This is a genomic window from Armatimonadota bacterium, assembly GCA_029907255.1.
Taxonomy (GTDB): Bacteria; Armatimonadota; UBA5829; order DTJY01; family DTJY01; genus JAIMAU01.
The window spans coordinates 101,714-120,519 of the sequence record JARYMF010000009.1 but is presented as its reverse complement, the minus strand read 5'-3'; the positions used below and the strand labels follow the sequence as shown (position 1 = coordinate 120,519).

Here is an 18,806-nt window from a genome sequence, read left to right as displayed (position 1 = left end):
ATATTGTCCAACGCTATGAATGCTCCGAGCATTCGTTTGCCTCATTTGACTCGGCCAAGCTGAGACTCCTTGTTAGGTGATCTAAAAATTCGCGCATTGAGTCAATCTTGAGCAAAAATAAACCACCCTTGGTAGGATGGCTCATTATGAATAACTTATCGCCGGTATGAATGCCAAGCTTCTTTCTCGCTTCCGCAGGAATTACTACTTGGCCGCGCTCGCCCACTGTAACCGTCCCAACGAAGCATTCCTCTAATGCAGACTTAGGCATCATTAGTATGTTCACCTCTTATCCGCAACAACGGAAATGTCTGATAAATCAGACGTTGGTTACAATGTTAGAACATTCTCCAAACCCTGTCAAGCATTTCCTCTAGCGTGGCTGCCTCTGCCGTTCTTGTATTCTTTCGCCCGTTCAAGCCGATTGCGAAAGCATTCCCTCCTGTGATATAATTATTTTAAATTAGGTTAGTAGGCCAAAGTTTTTGGTTGCACGACAAGACAAGAAAAACATCAGTAGATACCGGGAGGTCTTTCGGGACGTGATAGATACCAGCGATTTCAGGAACGGGTTACACATAATCCAAGACGGCGAAATCTACACAATAGTGGAGTTCCAACACGTTAAGCCAGGTAAAGGTGGGGCTTTCGTGCGAACAAAGCTCAAGAATGTTAAAACAGGTGCAGTCATCGACAAGACATTCCGCGCCGGCGAAAGGATGGAGCAAGCTGTGCTGGAGCGGAAACCAATGCAATACCTTTACCATCAAGATAGCGACTACTACCTGATGGACATGGAGACCTACGACCAAATCTGCGTCCAGAAGGAAGCCTTTGGAGACGCCGTGAAATACTTGAAGGATAACCAAGAAGTCTGGGCATTAACCCACGAAGGCAGAATAATCGGCGTTGAACTGCCATACACTGTGGAGCTTGAGGTAGTTGAGACTGAGCCAGGCGTACGAGGCGACACCGTATCAGGTGGTTCAAAGCCAGCAAAGCTTGAAACGGGGGCTGTAATCCAAGTTCCATTCTTCATAAATGTGGGGGATAAGGTCAAGGTTGACACTCGCACAGATGCATACCTTGAGAGAGTAAAGTAGCCCATCATATTTAATCTACCTTGGCTAGGATAGGAGAGCGCGACATGAACCGCGCAAGCCGTGGAAGCTCGGTTAGACCAAGCGGTGTGACCGAGCCTTTTCGCAATCTAGTAGCACTTGGGTGGCAGGTAGGCGGCCTGGTATTTATACTTGTCGCTGGCTACCTAATCTGGGGACTTGCCACAAATTCGATAACCAACTCCTTTTCACTGCCTCCGCAAGACAAGCTGCGGGTAATACGCAACATCATTTACGCGGCCAAAATCCTAGGGGCAAGTGGAATAATCTTCCTCATCGCTGCTGCCATCCGCTTCTATGATGAGGAAACCGTAGGGTATTTACTCCTAATTTTCGGCGCCATCCTATATTGGGGAATTCCATCAACGTTTGCTGGCAAAATCCAGCTTCTCCCCAAGTCAATGGCTTACCTGCCAATGTACGTCCTTGGGCAATTCAAGCTCGTAGGAATAGCAGCCATTCTTCTTTCCGCGGTTTTCATAATAGGAGACCTCTACTTAAGATTATCGGGCGTGCGCCGTTTTGTCGAACAAAGGACATCTGAAAGGCGAACGGGAGCCGCTCTAGCAGCGGAGGAAGTAAAGCCTGGGAGGCTTTACTTAGCGTGCTGGCAAACACCTTACTGTCGCCCCCATATTAGGAAATACTGTAATGCTTACGAAAAGCGCAAAACTTGCTGGCGAATAAAAAGCGGCTGTTACTGCGACGAGGAAATGGTCATACGCATTCTCAGGCAGAACCAGAAGGCTGTAAAAGGCTTTGACATAAAGTTCAGCGAGACAGCAACCAGAAGGCAAAATCTTACACCAGCTCAAAAAAGAGAACGTTGCAGGAATTGCTTCCTTTATGCAGAGCACCAAAAGCAGAAATATAAAATACTCAGCCCACTTGTTTTCCCGGCGGTTTTCCTACTAATGTTTTATTACTTGCAACCCATAAAAAGTTTTTTACATAAGGCAATTGTATTTACAGAGCACTTTGCAGAAATCGCTTCCTTCGGCGCCAGGCACGGACAACCTGGCTCACAGCCGCCGTGGGCGAATCTTCCTTCCACGGCAAACGCAGTTGAGTGGCTACTTATATTTTGCATTTATCTTGTGATTGTAACTTACGTACTAAGATTTCTCGAATACTGCATTTTCAAGTGGCAGATATAGCACGCAAAGGATTGGTGAGAGTTGGACATAAAAGACATCGAACGGCTAATAAAGCTCATTAGAAACGCAAGAATCTCAGAGCTAACCCTTACTTCGGGAACATCAACAGTCAGGTTAAAAAAGCCCTTAAAGCAAGCTACGGCCCCAGTGGCGAAGTCAGAACCAGGCTATGCCATGAAACCAATAACAGCCGAAGAGACACCTGAGAAAGCTGAACCCCAAGAGGCTGAACACCTAATCACCGCACCAATGGTCGGTATATTCCACAGCATAGAGAGCCTTTCCTCTCCTGGAGCAAGCGTTAAGAAAGGTCAGACAGTCGGAGCCATCGAATCTATGAAGTTGATGAACGACGTGGTTGCGGATTGTGACGGAATAATTACCGAGGTGTTGATTGAGGATGGGATGCCGGTCGAATATGGCCAGATTCTCTTTAGGCTCTCAACTACTCAAACATAATTAGCGGAGGAAAAATATGTTGCGAAACAATCGTGGGCAACTCTTGCTAATTGAAATACTCGTAGTGGTTGCGATTCTGATGTTAATCGGGTACTTTATCATCCCCCGATATTTAGGGGAGCGCTCGTCGCCTGAAGAAGGCACGGTTGCAGGTCCGAAGGAGCGCGCAGAGAGCGTTGAGTGCATGAACAACCTGCGGAATATTCGAGCAGCAATCGAAATGTACCGGCAGACTGGAGAAGGGAAATTTCCGACAACGCTAGCCGAGCTTGAGTCTAGCGGCGTATCGGAAAGCATCCGGAAGTGCCCTGTTTCGGGCAAGGAATACAAATATGACCCTTCAACCGGTACCGTGAGCTGCACATATCCTGGGCATGAGAGGTACTAATGTTCAAGAAAATCCTAATTGCAAACCGTGGTGAGATTGCCGTTCGCATCATTCGAGCCTGCCGGGAGATGAAAATTGCCACAGTCGCAGTCTACTCTCAAGCAGACGCAAACTCGCTGCATGTACGACTAGCGGACGAGGCAATATGCATTGGGCCGCCAGCAAGCAAAGACAGTTACCTTAACGCACCAAATATCATAAGTGCCGCAATAATTACCCGTGCAGAAGCAATCCACCCTGGGTACGGCTATTTTTCAGAGGTTCCAAGTTTTGCGGAAGCATGCGAAGCATGTAAAATCAAGTTTATTGGCCCAAAGCCCTCTGCCATTGAAAAAATGGGTAATAAGGCTAAGGCGCGAGAAATAATGCAATCGGCGGGAGTACCTGTGATACCAGGTACGAAGGGAGTGCTCCAAAACGAGCAAGTGGCAATCAAAACCGCCGCAAAAATGGGATATCCCGTGCTTTTAAAAGCAGCCGCTGGTGGGGGTGGCCGTGGAATACGACTCGTCAGGAACGAAGACGAGCTCATTAAAACACTTAAAATCGCCCAAACAGAAGCTGAATCTGCATTTGGCAACCCAGATCTCTACATGGAAAAGTTTATCGAAGAACCAAGGCATATCGAGGTGCAAATCCTGGCAGATGAACATGGGAATGTAATCCACCTGGGTGAGCGTGAATGTTCCATTCAAAACAAGCGCCACCAGAAGATGCTCGAGGAGGCACCATCAGTTGCTTTGACCCCATCGATGAGGGCAAAAATTGGGGAAGCGGCAGTACGTGCAGCAAAGGCAGTTGGTTATACAAATGCTGGAACTGTTGAGTTCTTGCTTGACGAAAAGAAAAACTTTTACTTCATGGAAATGAATACTCGCGTCCAAGTGGAGCATCCGGTCACCGAGGCGGTGACCGGCGTTGATATCGTGAAAGAGCAAATACGAATTGCCGCAGGTGAAAAGCTTAGCTTCAACCAGAAGGACATCCAGCTTAGGGGGCATGCAATAGAATGCCGAATCACCGCTGAGGACCCCGAACGAGACTTCGCACCAGCCTCGGGCAAAATTGAGGGGTTGACACTCCCCGGTGGATTAGGCGTTCGCATCGACACTCATATATATCCGGGTTATGTCGTTCCTCCCTACTATGACTCCCTACTTGCAAAGCTAATCGTGTGGGATAATGACCGAAATGGCGCAATAAACCGCATGGCTAGATGCTTATCCGAGTTTACCATTGAAGGCCTTAAGACAAACATACCATTCCATATGAAAATTATGAAGAATGCGGATTATCGCCGAGGAGATTTATCTACAAGCTTTATTAGGCGTATGTTAGAAGAAAGCGGATAAGGAAAAAACCTTACCAACCAGGCAGCAACGCAATGGGTACTAAAAGCAGAAGAGCAGCCAGAGAGCTGGCACTGAATGTTCTCTATCAAGTTGATATTGCGCGAATACCGCCTCAAGAAGCGTTAGATACTGCCCTAATAAATGCAAAGCTTGAGGAAAGCAGTGCAAAGTTCGCAGAAGAACTAGTCAAAGGCACTTTAGAACACTTAAAAGAGATTGACGAACGCCTCAAGCGCCTATCCGTCGGCTGGGAACTTCAACGCCAACCTGCTGTAGATCGGAACATCCTCCGGATGGCGATTTTCGAGATACTTTATCTAGATCAAATACCACCGAGCGTCTCAATTAACGAGGCGGTCGAGCTAGCCAAGAAATATAGCACTGAAGATTCCGGACGCTTCGTGAACGGAGTTCTCGGAGCCTTGTTACGTGAGCAAGGAATCAAAATTGAGGAGCAACAAAATGAGGGCCAAAATTCTTGATGGATTAGCAACTGCTAGGACTATTAGAGAAGAGGTAAAAGCCGGCGTTGAGAAATTAATCGCCGAGCATGGGATAGTGCCCAATCTCGCAGTAGTCATCGTCGGCGAAGACCCTGCATCTAAAGTGTACGTAAACATGAAAAGAAAGGCCGCTATAGCGGCGGGAATGCTTTCGACTGTTCACGAATTGCCGACAGACTCGACACAAGAAAAAGTCGAAGACCTCGTCAAGAAGCTTAGCGCCGACCCAAGCATTCACGGCGTTATGGTTCAGCATCCAGTTCCAAAGCACCTAAACGAACAAAGCATCCTTGATGCTGTTGCTCCAGAAAAAGATGTTGATGGAATCAGCCGATACAGCTTGGGAAGCCTAGTGACTGGAGATCCTTTGTTCGTAGCAGCAACTCCTGCAGGCATTATCGAGCTACTCGACCGATATAATATTCCTATAGAAGGACAGCATGCAGTTGTAGTCGGCCGAAGCATAATCCTTGGCAAACCGGTCGCGCTTTATCTCCTCAACCGCCATGCAACAGTGACTATATGCCACACACGCACCCGAGACCTGGCGGAGATGACAAGGCAGGCAGACATTCTCGTGGCAGCAGTAGGCAAACCGGAAATGATAACGGGCGATATGATTAAAGAAGGCGCAATCGTTATTGATGCAGGCTATAACAAGGTCGAAGGCCGCGATAAGGATGTTGGCGATGTGAACTTCGAACAAGCAGCGGAAAAGGCATCTTGGATAACGCCCGTTCCTGGCGGTGTCGGTCCAATGACGATTGCAATGCTACTAAGAAACACTCTAAAAGCAGCTAGCCGAATAGCAGAACGCAAATAGCTTTTGCTAATGATTAACAAAACCTTTGACCTGCAAGAATATTTTTCGGAAAAGCGCAAGCAAATAGAAGCCGCCCTCGATAGGTTTCTACCACAAGAGGACCAATACCCACAAATCCTCTTCCGCGCAATGAGATATAGCGTCTTAGATGGCGGCAAGCGGATAAGGCCAGTCCTCGTGCTGGCGGCATGCGAAGCTGTAGGCGGTGATTCCGAGAAAGCCTTGCCCACAGCATGCGCCGTTGAATTCATCCATTCCTTCTCCCTGATTCACGATGACCTACCTGCATTAGACAACGATGACTTCCGAAGAGGCAAGCCTACTAATCACAAGGTCTTTGGGGAAGCCATGGCAATGCTTGCAGGAGATGCGCTGCTGGCGCTCGCATTTGAAACAATCACCAAAACTGAAGGCGTGCCTGCAAACACAATACTTGATGTAACGAGGCGGATTGCCGCCGCTGCTGGCACTGGGGGTATGGTTGTCGGTCAAGTTGTAGATATGGAGTCTGAGGGCAGAAAAATTGAACTTGAAACGCTCGAATTCATGCATTCCCACAAAACTGGCGCATTAATCGAGGCGTGCATTGTTTGCGGAGGGCTTCTAGGCGGAGCAACTTCCGAACAGTTGGCGGCGCTGAGCCTTTATGGGCGAAAGATTGGTCTTGCGTTTCAAATTGTTGATGATATCCTCGACCTAGAAGGCGAACAAGAGAAGCTCGGCAAGACAGTCGGAAGCGACCTGCGCAAGCAAAAATCAACCTTTCCTGCAATACTAGGCTTGGAAAAATCAAAAGAAAAGGCTCTGCAAGTCACCCAAGAAGCCTTAAAAGCACTAGAAAGCTTTGACATGCGTGCAGAACCGCTTCGTGCAATTGCACGGTTCATAGTTGAACGCAAGACATAAGATTAAGCAACAAAATTCTCATTAAGGAAAAGCTATGGATTAACACACAAGGCGCCGGTCTGCGCTTCTCTGCAGAGGTGTCAAACTAAGAATGTCGGGAAAGAACGCAAGTTCCCTGCGCCGAGAAATACTGCCAATAGGGCTTATTTTGCTCGCGGCAGTGACGCTTCGAGCCGTATACCTGTTAGAATACAAGGCACACATCCCTTACTATTACCGCGTTACCTTAGACTCCGCCTACTACGACGCATGGGCGCAGAGAGTCGCCGAGGGAAAAGGATATGGGCCGATGCCATTCTATATGGCGCCGCTATACCCCTATTTTTTAGCACTAATTTACAAAATAGCCGGACACAACTACCCTATTATTTATCTACTTCAGGCGGTGCTAGGCACTATAAACACGATTCTTGTCTACATCATCGGGAGAAAGCTTATAAGCCGTGCGGTCGGTCTTGTTGCTTCTGGACTAGTGCTCATTTACTCGCCACTAATCTATCTTGAGACCAAGCTTCTCACTGAGATACTTGCCATAACTTTGAATCTAACCTCAATTCTCGCTCTGATTTATGCCACCGAGCGGCAATCAGCTAGCATGTTTCTAGCCTTAGGACTGGCTTTCGGAATTAGCGCTTTATGCCGCCCTGCTGCCCTCATAATGGCCCTGCTCGCAGTTCTATGGCTTTTGCTAAAATACAAACGCAACAACCGAACAATCTGCTATACTGCACTCCTCCTAATAGGCGTGGTGATTCCGATTATCCCGGTTACCGCGCGAAATTACTTTATAGGCAAGGACTTTGCCTTGCTTTCCACAAATGCAGGCATCGTGTTTGCCCAAGGGAACAGCGAATATGCAACCGGAATATCTACCCCGCTACCAGGGTTTAGCGGCACAATTCTCACCCAACAGCAGGAGGAAATGGCTCAGGCATCGAGTGCACTCGGTAGGCAAGTTAAGCCATCCGAGTCATCGGCATATTGGTTCAGGCTCGCCCTGAGCTTCATCTGCGAGCACCCATTCGAGTATCTGAAACTTCTTGGCCGCAAAGTCATCTGGTCGCTCCACAACCGCGAATCTCCCTGCAGTTACAACATTTATTATGAGCGCGAATATGTTCCTATTCTTCGCTGGCTTGCTTTGCCATTTCCCTTACTTGCCGGACTTGGGTTATTTGGATGGAAAAGATTGCGCGATAGACAGGTCAGCATTCTTGGTCTATACATACTTTCGATTTTCTTAAGCCTAATGATTTTTTCTGTAAGTTCTCGATATCGTGCGCCTATGGTCCCGGCACTAGCAATCTTTTCGGGTTATGGGCTGCTAGAAGCAACCAAGCTTGTTTTAAGAAGGGACATCCGCGGCACTATTTGCTTCATATTATGCATCGCTTTGATGTTTTTACCTTCACTAGTGCGTTTCCCAACCCCCACGGTGACAGCAGAAGCACCGACTAATATGGGATGGAGCTACATGGAGCAGGGCAAAGTCAAAGAGGCGATAGTCCAGTTCAAAAGGGCGCTGGAAATGAATCCAGAATTCTCACATGCGCATAACAACTTAGGCATTGCGTTGGCAAGACAGGGCAAAATTGACGAAGCCATCGCTGAATATGAGGAAGCCTTAAGACTCACACCTAACTATCCTGAAGCACATTTCAACCTTGGCGACGCACTTGTGCGCAAGGGCAGGCTCGATGATGCAATCGCCCACTACCAAGCATCAATCCAGCTTAGGCCAGACTATGCCCCAACGCGCGTTCACCTTGGCAACGCCCTACTTTTAAAAGGTTTGTATGACGAAGCAATTGCCAACTATCAAAAAGCGCTCCAACTTGACCCAGAAGTGCCGGATGCGCGACATAATCTGGAGGTCGCCATCGCCACCAAAAATCTGCTTGAGGGTTCAAGCAAAAAGTCAAAGCAGAACCTAGCAATAGAACACTATAACAGAGCGAACGGCCTACTACGTGAAGGCAAGTTTGATGAAGCTGCAAAGGAATATAAGAAGGCATTGGCTTTTGATCCAAAATTTGGCCGTGCACACAACAACCTTGCAGTAGCACTTTTTATGTCAGGACGGTATGCGGAAGCATGGAACGAGGTCATGCTTGCAAAGAAATATGGTGCCGAGCCAAATCCCAACTTCCTTCGGGGATTATCAGAAAAGATGCAAAAACCCTGAACGCGTGGCCCTTAAGTTTCTAGCTGAAGAAAATAACGACTTTTGGAATTCCTGCCAGCTACGCTCACGCTAAACCCACTGGGCGCTAGTTACCAACCGGACGGTGAGCTTCGTAACTGCGCAATCTCATCTCGATTTCAGGAGCTGCTGGTGAGCCCTGAGTTATCGCCAGCTGAAGCGCTCTGCGTGCCGTAGATATAGCCTGGTCATAGCGGCCAGCGGCGGCATAGGCGGCTGCAAGCGTATCCAGCAAACCCGAATCCTCATATCTGACGGCCTCGCATGCCGCTTTCGCCAGTTTTATCGCCTCTAGCGCATCGCGGTAAGTAGGCTTCTTCTGGGTTGCTAGCAACCAAGCCAAATTGTTCTTCGCCTCAGGCCAGTTTGGGCGAAGCTTTAATGCAACTCGGCAACTTTCAATTGCCTCACGCACTTTTCCTAGCTCCCCCAATGTTATGGACAAATTATAATGTGCATCCGGCAGGAACGGATCGAGTTCAATCGCCTTTTTATAACTCTCAACTGCCTCTTCAGATTTACCCTTTATGCCCAGAAGGATACCTAGATTGATGTGTGCTTGTGCATAATCTGGCTTCGCCATTAGAGCCTTATCGAAGTGCATTGCCGCTTCATCAAGCCTCCCCTGCTTTAGAAGAAGTCCTCCATAGTTGTTATGAGCCCGCGCATGCTTAGGATCTATTTTCAAAGCTTTTTGGAAATGAAAAGCGGCTTTTTCAAAGTCCATGCTTTGAAAATATGCAATTGCCAGATTATGATGTGCATCTGCCCAAGTAGGTTCGATTTTCAATGCCTTCTTGAAATGCTCGATTGCCTGAGCATGTTTTCCTAGAGCGGTTAATGCAAGGCCAAGGTTGTTTTCTGCCACGGGATTTTCCTTTGTCACTTTTAGGGCATGGCTGAACAACGTCACGCTATCTCGCCAATGCGTCACTTGCCTAAATGTCGTTGCCGCTAGAATCATGACAAGAACACAAGCTACTGCTGAGAAAATAAGGTTTTGTCTGATATCTGCTGTCTGGCACTTTTTCCCGACCTGCTTGCCCGTTCGGATAGACTCAATTAAATCAGGGATTCCCCACGCGAGAATAACAAACAAACCAATCAACGGAATATATGTGTATCTATCTGCCATCGCCTGCCAACCAACCTGAACAAAGCCAATCACAGGAACCAAGGTGCCCAAATACCAGAACCATCCAAACACAAGATATGGCCGCCTTCGGGACTGCCAGAGCACCAAGGCAGTAATGGCGACAATAATCACAAGCGCACCAATCATTTTCCATGCAACTATGACGGCTGGGTATGGATAAAAGACCGATAGGCCGCTTGGAATTATCATCTTGCCAATATATGAGACATAGGAGATTAACGCATTGCCTATGCGCATTCCAATCGGGTAACGCTCCAGCGTGGCGACACTGAGGCCCTTCTGCTGAGCGATATACGTGATTATTGCAGAACCAATGGTAAGCACAAAAAAGGGTATTTTCTCAACCAATAGTTTCTTATTCGTAAGTGTAGAGAACAACGAGGGATTTGCAGCGCTAAGACGGCGAAGAGGCCAGAAATCCATGAGGAGAAGAACGAATGGGAGCGTCAAAACCATGGGCTTTGCCATCAATCCAAGAGCAAAGAATACGATAACTGGGATGTAAGTTGCAATCCTAGGGGATTGAACATATCGGATGTAGGCTAATATCGTAATCATCCAAAAAAGGGTGCTTAGAACATCCTTTCTCTCTGCTACCCAGGCAACCGACTCAACATGAAGCGGATGCACGGCAAACAAAGCCGCAACAAACCCACTCTTCCAAATCGACCTAGTAAGAAGGCTAAGAATACCAAACAGCAATAGTGTGTTCGCTATGTGTATAAATAAATTTATGAGGTGGTGACCTATTGGATTCAAGCCGAAAAGCTGGCAGTCGAGCATGTGAGACAACCATGTAAGAGGATGCCAGTTGCTCTCGTGCATTGTGGTGAACGCCCAGCCAACGTTTGCAAGCGTAAGGCCAGCCCTAACATGACTGTTGTCTGTTACATATTCGTCATCGTCATAATTTATAAAGCCATTGCCGAATAGAGGCACAAAAGCAACGATGGCTACAAGTATAAGCAAACACCCGGCCAAATATGACCCATACATTTTGACAAAGCCATCCATTCCGCGAGCAAACCTCCCTTAGCCTTTGGATATGTGGTAAATAAAACTTCAAAATGGATTTTAGCTCGTTTCGAATTTAATTTCTTGGTGCCTGAAAAACGTCAACCGCCTCGCTTAACCTTAATTCAAGAATAAGTTTTGTGACATCTTAATCCCTAATCAATCTATTCGCCGGGATCGGGCATTTTTTGAGAAAGTGAGTTTAGCAATGCAGGCACCGGATTGAACCCATACCTCTTGCAGAGATGTATTTCTTCCCATGCCTTAGCATATTCTCCTTTATAAAAGTATGCCGCCGCCAAGTTATGGTGCGCTTCAGCATGGTTCGGCCTGATTCTTATGGCGCGCTTATATTCCTCTATTGCTTCGTCATACTTCTTTTGAAGCAGCAAAACATTGCCCAAATTGTTTAGTGCCTCTGGGTATTCGGGCTTGTAGCGAATGGCCTCGCGATATGCCTTAATCGCTTCATCAAACCTGCCAAGTCGCCTTAGTGCCAACCCCATATTGTAATGCGCCTCAGCAAACGAAGGCTTTAACTCAACAGCCTTCTTGTACTCCGCCAAAGCCTCGTCATACTTGCCTTGATCAGCAAGCATTTTTCCTATGCTAAGGTGGGCGCCGGCGTCGTCCTGCTTGATTCCCAAAGCCCTTGAATAGTTTTGCAGTGCCTCTTTTGCCTTGCCTTGGGCAGCAAGAACATTACCCATGTTATAGTAGGCCCTTGGGTCATTCGGGTTGAGTTTGAGCACCTCTTTGTATTCGCGGATGGCGTCGTCGTACATGCCTAATTGAGCATATGCATTCGCCAAGTTACCGTGCGCATCACCATACATCGGTGAAATTTCAAGCGCCCGCTTGTAGTGCGGAATTGCCTCCTCCAGCCGCCCCTGCCATGCCAGGGCAATTCCCAAGTTATTGTGTGCCGTGTCATTATTTTCCGTAACAGCAAGTGCGCGCTCGAACAAGGTTATGCTATTCTTCCAATACCCTACCTGAAACCATGTGCCTATCATTAAAGCAACAATCGCAATGCATGCCGCAAATGGAAAAATGGTCGTCGCTTCTACTTTCTGCCTTCCATCCTCTTTGCCATCGGAATTGCTCTTTCTAATCAATTCGGGTATTCCCCAAGCAATGGCTACGAAGAGACCAATCAGTGGTATGTATGTATATCTGTCTGCCATCGCTTGCATGCCAACCTGGACAAGGCCAATTACTGGTACCAAAGTGCCGAGATACCAAAGCCAACCTACCACCAGATATGGTCGCCGACTCGCAAACCGCCACACAAAATACGAAATGCTTGCAAGTACAACGAATCCCCACAGGACCTTCCACATCGCCAGGTCTCTACCAGGATGCGGATAAAAGCATGCTAAATCGTTTGGCCAGAGTGTTTTTCGGATGTAGCTTGAATATGCAGCGAAAGCATTAGCTATTCGAACACCGAATGGGTAAAACTCAAAGGTCTGAACCGAACCCTGTTTCTTCTGAGCATAGAAGGTTATCACACACGACGCAAGGGTCATCAGAAAAAGCGGCGTTTTCTCCCTCAAAAGGCTCATATTCTCACTAAACCTGACAAAACCTTTGCCTGACTTTCGCCCACTCGCTAAATTGCCCGCCTTATGCTTTCCCTCCACGCCGCAAGACACACAAAGCCCTGAATTACTAGAAAACGTTGTCCGACCAAGGGGCCAGTAGTCCATGAGAAGGAGCACAAAAGGAAGCGTTACAAGCATTGGCTTTGACATCAAACCAAGTGCAAACAAAACAACGACCGGCAAGTAAGTTCCCAGACGCGGTGATGACGCATATCGGAAATACGCCAACATGGTAAGTAGCCAAAAGAAGGTGCTTAGAACATCCTTTCTCTCTGCAATCCATGCAACCGATTCGACATGCAATGGATGTATGGCAAAAAGCGCCGCCACAAAGCCGCTTCTCCACACACATCCAGTCATTAACATGAGCACCAAAAAGAGAAGCACAACATTTGCTATATGAAATATCAAATTGGTCAAATGGTGGCCCATAGCATTAGGACCATAAAGTTGGGCATCGAGCATATGGGATAACCATGTAAGCGGATGCCAGTTGCTCTCGTGAATTCTGGTAAAAGCCCACACAATGCTCTGCGCCGTTAGACCTGCCTGCACTGGTGGGTTATCGGTTACATACTTATCGTCGTCATAATTGGTAAAGTCATGCCGAAGAACAGGCCAATAGACCGCAACTGTAATAATGACAAGTAATAATCCTACTAAATATGGGGAGCGCATTCCAAACCACCTTCCACTTCTTGCAAATGCCCCTGATGATACAAAAATTAGACATGAAGGAGGGTCACTCCTTGCCTGCTTTGATTGCCAAAAATTTCCTAAATTTGTGGTCAGGCTTAAAACCATGCTTCTCTGCCAGGCAAAGCTCCTCCCAGGCACGTTCATATTCACCAGCGATAGAGAATGCAACTGCCAAGTTAAAGTGTGCCTCTGCATAGCTGGGTCTAATTTCAACAGCCCTAGTTAGATATTTTATTGCACTTTGGTTGTCTCCTTTTTGGCCTAATACTGAACCGAGGTTCATCAGCGCCAACACATGGTCAGGCTTTATCGCTAACGCCTTTCGAAATTCCGCCTCTGCTTCTTCAAGCCTCCCTCGCGAGCAAAAAGCAATCCCAAGATTGTAGTAGACATCAGCATCATCTGCGGTTCCCCTCAATGCTCTTGCGAACTCCGTCCCCGCAGAGTTCAAGTCCCCCTTCTCAGCCAAAGTAGTTGCTAAGTTCAAACGAGCATCAGGGTAATTCGGCCTAATCTTGAGAGCTTTTCGAAAATGAGCAACCGCTTCATCGATTCTGCCTTTTTCTTTGAGTGCCACCCCTAGGTTATGATGTGCAAGCCAATTATTCGACGTCACTTTAATAGCATGGCTGAATAGAGTCTGGCCATTCTGCCAATAACCAACCTGCACCCAGGTGGAAACCATCAGGGCAGCGATGACCAATGCGGCTGCAATAGTGAATATCATGGACTCCGAAAACCGAGGAATCGAAAATTTTTCCTCCCTCCCTATATATTCACCCATGCTGGGCGCCAGCCATGCTATTATCATGAAGATGCCAATTAAGGGAATATAAGTATACCTATCTGCCATTGCGTGGGAGCCGACCTGAACGAGCCCAATGACTGGGGCAATGGTGATAAGATACCAAAACCACCCCACGGGAAGAAACGGCTTACGCTTACCTATCGCAAGCACCAAAAACGTTATTGCAACTATTAAGAGAGCAGCTCCGACCACCTGCCACTCTGGAACTGAATCACCGGGATGTGGGTAGAATACGGCAAGCCTTCGCGGCCAGACGGTCTTTGCAAGGTAGCCTACACAAGCAACCAATGAATTTGACAACCGGATTCCTAATGGAATGGCTTCCAAACTTGCCAGGGCTCTGCCGCCTTTTTGAGCGATAAGTGCCCCGACGCCCGCTCCAAATGAGAGTATTAAAAGAGGTATTTTCTCAGCTAAAAGACCTTTGACTGAAACCCTATTGATTAGCGAATGGCTTGACAATGCAGTACGCCCAATAGGCCAGTAGTCCATGAGGATGAGCACAAGCGGAAGAGTTACTAGCATTGGCTTGGCCATAAGACCCATTGCGAAAAACACAACAACAAGGATGTAGGTTCCAATCCTCGGAGAAGAGGTATATCTGACATATGCCCACAACGTCAACATCAAAAATAACGTACAAAGCACGTCTTTCCGCTGAGCAACCCATGCTACCGATTCCACATGAAGTGGGTGCACGGCAAACAACGCTGCGACAAACCAGCTCTTCCATGCTGAGCTAGTCATCTTATTTAAGACGGCAAACAGCAACAAGGTGTTTGCGATATGAAGAAGCAGATTTGTTAGGTGATAAATAAACGGTTTTTCTCCAAACAAAGTGTGTTCTAGCATGTACGACAGCCAAACCAAAGGATGCCAGAAACAAGCTTCCGTTGTTGTAAACGCCCAGGTTACCCCTTCAAACGTCAGCCCACGCTTGACATGATCGTTCTGTGTAATATAAACATCTTCATCAAAACCAACAAAATCGAAGTTCAATACTCGCCAATACACTGCAAGTATTATTAAAACCAGAAGAAATAAGCGCACATAGCTAGCCAAATTAGGTTTATTTACCATCTGGATTTACCTGCCTCTTCCGCAGCATCTCCAGGGCTTGCTGTGCCACCCTCAAATTCGGATTAATGCTAACAGCCTTTGCAAACTCTGCAGTAGCCTCATCAAATCGGCCCAACCTAGCCAATATTGCTCCAAGGTTGTAGTGCGCAAGGGCATTGGTTGGATTGAGGGATATGGCTTTTTGGTATTCGCTAATAGCTTCATTAAAACGCCCCAATTTAGAGAGTGCATTACCCATATTGGTGTGTGCATCGGCATATTCAGGTTTGGCTCGAATAGCAGCAAGATAGTGGCAAATTGCCTCGGTATACCTACCCTCAGCCGCAAGAGCAACTCCCAGATTGTTGTGCATCAACCAATTACCATGCGTGACGGCGACTGCATGCCGATACAAAGAGATGCTATCTTGCCAGTAGCTAACTTGGACCCAAGTGGAGAACATTATAACACCGACTGATATTCCAACCACCAATGGGAGAACATTGGAAGCGAAATAGTGAGGCAATCTACCCTTCAACCTTTCGCCTTGCTTGCCTTTGATTCTCAAATACCCGACCAAGTCTGGAACTCCCCAAGCAATCATTATAAACAGACCAATTAGCGGTATGTATGTATATCTGTCAGCCATCGCCTGGCCGCCAACTTGAACAAAACCAATGACAGGAATAAGGGTGCTAAGATACCAAAGCCAACCTGTTATGAAGAACGGTTTGGTACGCCTTGTAAACACCGCGAACAAAGAAATTGCCAAGAGAGTTAGCATCGCCAAAACAACCTGCCAAGTTGCTATTGAATTGCCGGGATGGGGATAGAAAACTGCTAAGTTCCTTGGCCAGAACATCTTGCCTATATAATTGACATATGAGAGAACCGCATTAGCCGTGCGGATTCCAAAAGAGTATTGTTCAAAAGAACCAACAGCACCACCCTTCTGCTGAGCAATGTATGTTATAACGCAAGACGAGATAGCTAAAATTAACAAAGGTACCTTCTCAAAAAACAGCCACCCCATGGAAGCCGCTCTTTTAGTTGACGATGAGTAAGAAGGAATAGACGAAGAAACACGGCCGAGGGGCCAATAATCCAAAAGAAGGAGCACAAAGGGAAGAGTCACCACCATTGGCTTTGACATTAGACCAAGGATAAAGAAAACAACAACTAACGCATATCTGCTGAATATCGGATTTCTAACATATCTGATATATGCCAATATTGTGAGTAAAAAGAAAAACGTGCTCAGAACATCCTTTTTCTCTGCAATCCATACTACTGACTCCACGTGAAGAGGATGCAAAGCAAACAACACTGCAACGAAAGCACTCTTCCATTGTGACCCGGTTATCTTACTCAGCAACCCAAAAAGCAAGAGGGAATTCACTATGTGAAACATCAAATTAACAAGGTGATGACCAGCAGGCTTTAGCCCAAAGAGCATGCAATCGAGCATGTGAAAAATCCAAGTAAGGGGATGCCAGTTGGCAGAATAGAACGATGTGAAAGCCCATTTAAGATTTTCTAAGCTTATACCTGTCCTAACGTGCTCGTTTAAAAGCACATATGGCTTATCGTCGAAAACAAAATCATGTTCCAGAACTCGACAGAAAACAGCTCCGGTTGCAAATATCAGAAATAGACCAACGGCAATTGAAAGTCTGTTCGCATGCAGATGCATCACCCTCCGGAATCGGCAATTCGCTCGTAAATGTAAATATCGTGTTGCTCAGGTAGTCCGCGGCCGTCCGCATCCCTATCCCAAAGGTACAAAGTAAACTCCGGAGAGAGTATATCAATAATGCCAACTGTATGATAATTGTTCATAATCTGATTTACAAACCAGCCGAACACTTCGTTGGTTGATCCCCTAGCAATACACCATGAACTTTGCATATTAAAGAAAATCAAATATTTCGGCTTTGCTTTATCAAGAAGCCGAATCATGTCACGCTGCATCTCTATCGCATACTGTTGGACTTCCACGAGCGGGTATGTGTAAATATAGGGCACGGCTGAACGACGATGTGCATAAAATGGTACTTGTGGTTCAGATCCAAATACTACAATTTTGTCCTTTTCACTAGTAAGCTTCCGGATATACTTTGCTATCTCTATTGATTCTGGAAATGGGCTGTTCTCGTAAACAGCTCTGCATAGCATACGATTGTCTGCTTTAAATAAAAGATCACCCTGCGTGTAAAGACCATAGGTTGATGCGAATACAAAAATAATGACGGGTATAAAACCGAGCAACGGAACTTTCGATTCTCTCAATACGCGATTCGTTGAGACAACGCTTCTAGCAACGAATAACGAGGCTGCGGGTAGCAAAAGTATAAAGTAATGTTGGCGAAAGTAGAGACCTGGACAAACAGCTAGGAATGAAAATACCAGGAAACCCACAAGAAACGCCGCATGCTCACGGGATTTCCTATCCCAAATAAACGCCGTTAGCCCCAATGCCGACAGAAGCCAAAGAGGCAAAACTGGTATCCCTATAGCTTCTGCGCTCAGATTGAAATTCTCGATTCCGGACGAAAGCGTGGTCAAGCGTGTATATTCGCTTGCGTACTTTACCGTCCAGAACCAGAACTTGTCAAAAACCCCCACCGCCAAGAGTACAGCGCACGTCACAACGTAGGGAATTGCAACCCCAACCGCCAGTAGCCCTTCTGCATTAGGTAGCCTTGGCAACACAACTGAACGATTCCTTAATCGGAGGTAGAAAGTATAAAGAATAGCAAAGATTGCAAAAAACATCCCATGCTGCTTTACAATAATCGCAAAACCAAAAAGCAAGCCGCTTAAGAAGAACATCAATGGCCGCCCTTTTGTGTAGGCTTTCAACAAAAGAAGCATACCACCGACTGCAGGCAGGATGACAAAATGCTCAGAGTTGGCCCACAAACCTTGTATCCACGGGCTTATGGAGAACATAGCAAAGCTAATCCCTGAAATGACCCCAGCACTCTCGCCCATCAAACGCTTGCCAACAAAGTAAATAAGAATAATAGTAGCAACATTTGCGCACAGAAGACCAAGGTGAATCCCAGCTATCGTTTGGCCAAAGAGCAGCATAATTAGCGCATAGACAACATAGATTCCAGGCAACTTCATACTATATGCCAGAAGGTAGGGTGGTACTCCTTCAAGCATGAGTCGTGCCATATAGGCATATTCGCCTTCGTCCCTCTCCAATGGAACATCTAGAAATCGGATTCGGACTATAATGACAAGCGCTATTGTAAGGAAAAGCGCTCCGCGAAGAGCCCAGATGTAATGCCACTTAAGCTTTTCTCGCAAGTTTTTCAAACGCATGTCTTCTAATTATGCTCCGAAAATTGCACTTTCTGCACTATTGCGAATAAGGGGAATTAAAAATTCAAGAAGCATTTATATTTGTTGCACGGCAAGTCTAACATGAGGTTTGACGCAGTGTCAACACGGGCTAGAATTAATCTGCTCGCTTTGGTTGACCCTCATCATAGCCTGTGCTATACTTTTTCAAGAATTTTTAAAGATACCTTGGCGGCAAG

15 protein-coding genes are annotated in these 18,806 nt (G+C 46.7%); 9 read left to right on the top strand and 6 right to left on the bottom strand.

Features of this window, described 5'->3' with window-relative positions; translation table 11 throughout:
- Positions 1-13: 13 nt before the first annotated feature.
- A complete protein-coding gene (locus QHH26_09910; protein MDH7482270.1) occupies positions 14-274 on the bottom strand; it encodes an AbrB/MazE/SpoVT family DNA-binding domain-containing protein in 261 nt (86 codons plus the stop codon).
- Positions 275-542: 268 nt separating this feature from the next.
- Here QHH26_09910 and efp point away from each other — a divergent pair, with 268 nt between their 5' ends.
- The 9 genes from efp (at position 543) to QHH26_09865 (ending at position 8,894) form a co-directional block, all read left to right on the top strand.
- Positions 543-1,103, top strand: a complete 561-nt coding sequence (gene efp, locus QHH26_09905; protein ID MDH7482269.1) for an elongation factor P — start codon at positions 543-545, stop codon at positions 1,101-1,103.
- A gap of 44 nt (positions 1,104-1,147) precedes the next feature.
- Positions 1,148-2,278 (top strand): hypothetical protein, encoded by a 1,131-nt coding sequence (locus tag QHH26_09900; protein ID MDH7482268.1) that lies wholly within the window; start codon positions 1,148-1,150, stop codon positions 2,276-2,278.
- 21 nt (positions 2,279-2,299) lie between these two features.
- Entirely contained in the window at positions 2,300-2,737 is a 438-nt protein-coding gene (locus QHH26_09895; protein MDH7482267.1) for an acetyl-CoA carboxylase biotin carboxyl carrier protein subunit, read from the top strand.
- Between the two features lie 16 nt (positions 2,738-2,753).
- Positions 2,754-3,125: a type II secretion system protein gene (locus tag QHH26_09890; GenBank protein ID MDH7482266.1), complete on the top strand. Its 372-nt coding sequence runs from the start codon at positions 2,754-2,756 to the stop codon at positions 3,123-3,125.
- The gene (locus QHH26_09885; GenBank protein MDH7482265.1) at positions 3,125-4,477 is read left to right on the top strand and encodes an acetyl-CoA carboxylase biotin carboxylase subunit; all 1,353 of its coding nucleotides are present in this window, start codon (positions 3,125-3,127) and stop codon (positions 4,475-4,477) included. Before QHH26_09890 ends, QHH26_09885 begins: the two co-directional genes overlap by 1 nt.
- A gap of 32 nt (positions 4,478-4,509) precedes the next feature.
- A complete protein-coding gene (gene nusB, locus QHH26_09880; GenBank protein ID MDH7482264.1) occupies positions 4,510-4,959 on the top strand; it encodes a transcription antitermination factor NusB in 450 nt (149 codons plus the stop codon).
- Positions 4,940-5,803 (top strand): bifunctional 5,10-methylenetetrahydrofolate dehydrogenase/5,10-methenyltetrahydrofolate cyclohydrolase, encoded by an 864-nt coding sequence (locus QHH26_09875; GenBank protein ID MDH7482263.1) that lies wholly within the window; start codon positions 4,940-4,942, stop codon positions 5,801-5,803. Before nusB ends, QHH26_09875 begins: the two co-directional genes overlap by 20 nt.
- 9 nt (positions 5,804-5,812) lie before the next feature.
- The gene (locus QHH26_09870; protein ID MDH7482262.1) at positions 5,813-6,709 is read left to right on the top strand and encodes a polyprenyl synthetase family protein; all 897 of its coding nucleotides are present in this window, start codon (positions 5,813-5,815) and stop codon (positions 6,707-6,709) included.
- A gap of 91 nt (positions 6,710-6,800) precedes the next feature.
- The gene (locus QHH26_09865; GenBank protein MDH7482261.1) at positions 6,801-8,894 is read left to right on the top strand and encodes a tetratricopeptide repeat protein; all 2,094 of its coding nucleotides are present in this window, start codon (positions 6,801-6,803) and stop codon (positions 8,892-8,894) included.
- An 85-nt stretch (positions 8,895-8,979) separates the two neighbouring features.
- Here the strand turns inward: QHH26_09865 and QHH26_09860 are convergent, their stop codons facing one another.
- The 5 genes from QHH26_09860 to QHH26_09840 all read right to left on the bottom strand — a co-directional run bounded on the left by QHH26_09860 (position 8,980) and on the right by QHH26_09840 (position 18,582).
- Positions 8,980-11,082, bottom strand: coding sequence for a tetratricopeptide repeat protein (locus QHH26_09860; GenBank protein MDH7482260.1), 2,103 nt, complete (start codon positions 11,080-11,082; stop codon positions 8,980-8,982).
- A gap of 164 nt (positions 11,083-11,246) precedes the next feature.
- Complete coding sequence (locus QHH26_09855) at positions 11,247-13,367, bottom strand: tetratricopeptide repeat protein (GenBank protein ID MDH7482259.1); 2,121 nt, start codon at positions 13,365-13,367, stop codon at positions 11,247-11,249.
- A 64-nt stretch (positions 13,368-13,431) separates the two neighbouring features.
- Complete coding sequence (locus QHH26_09850; GenBank protein ID MDH7482258.1) at positions 13,432-15,276, bottom strand: tetratricopeptide repeat protein; 1,845 nt, start codon at positions 15,274-15,276, stop codon at positions 13,432-13,434.
- Entirely contained in the window at positions 15,266-16,948 is a 1,683-nt protein-coding gene (locus QHH26_09845; protein ID MDH7482257.1) for a tetratricopeptide repeat protein, read from the bottom strand. Before QHH26_09845 ends, QHH26_09850 begins: the two co-directional genes overlap by 11 nt.
- Positions 16,948-18,582: a glycosyltransferase family 39 protein gene (locus tag QHH26_09840; GenBank protein ID MDH7482256.1), complete on the bottom strand. Its 1,635-nt coding sequence runs from the start codon at positions 18,580-18,582 to the stop codon at positions 16,948-16,950. Before QHH26_09840 ends, QHH26_09845 begins: the two co-directional genes overlap by 1 nt.
- Positions 18,583-18,806: the final 224 nt, after the last annotated feature.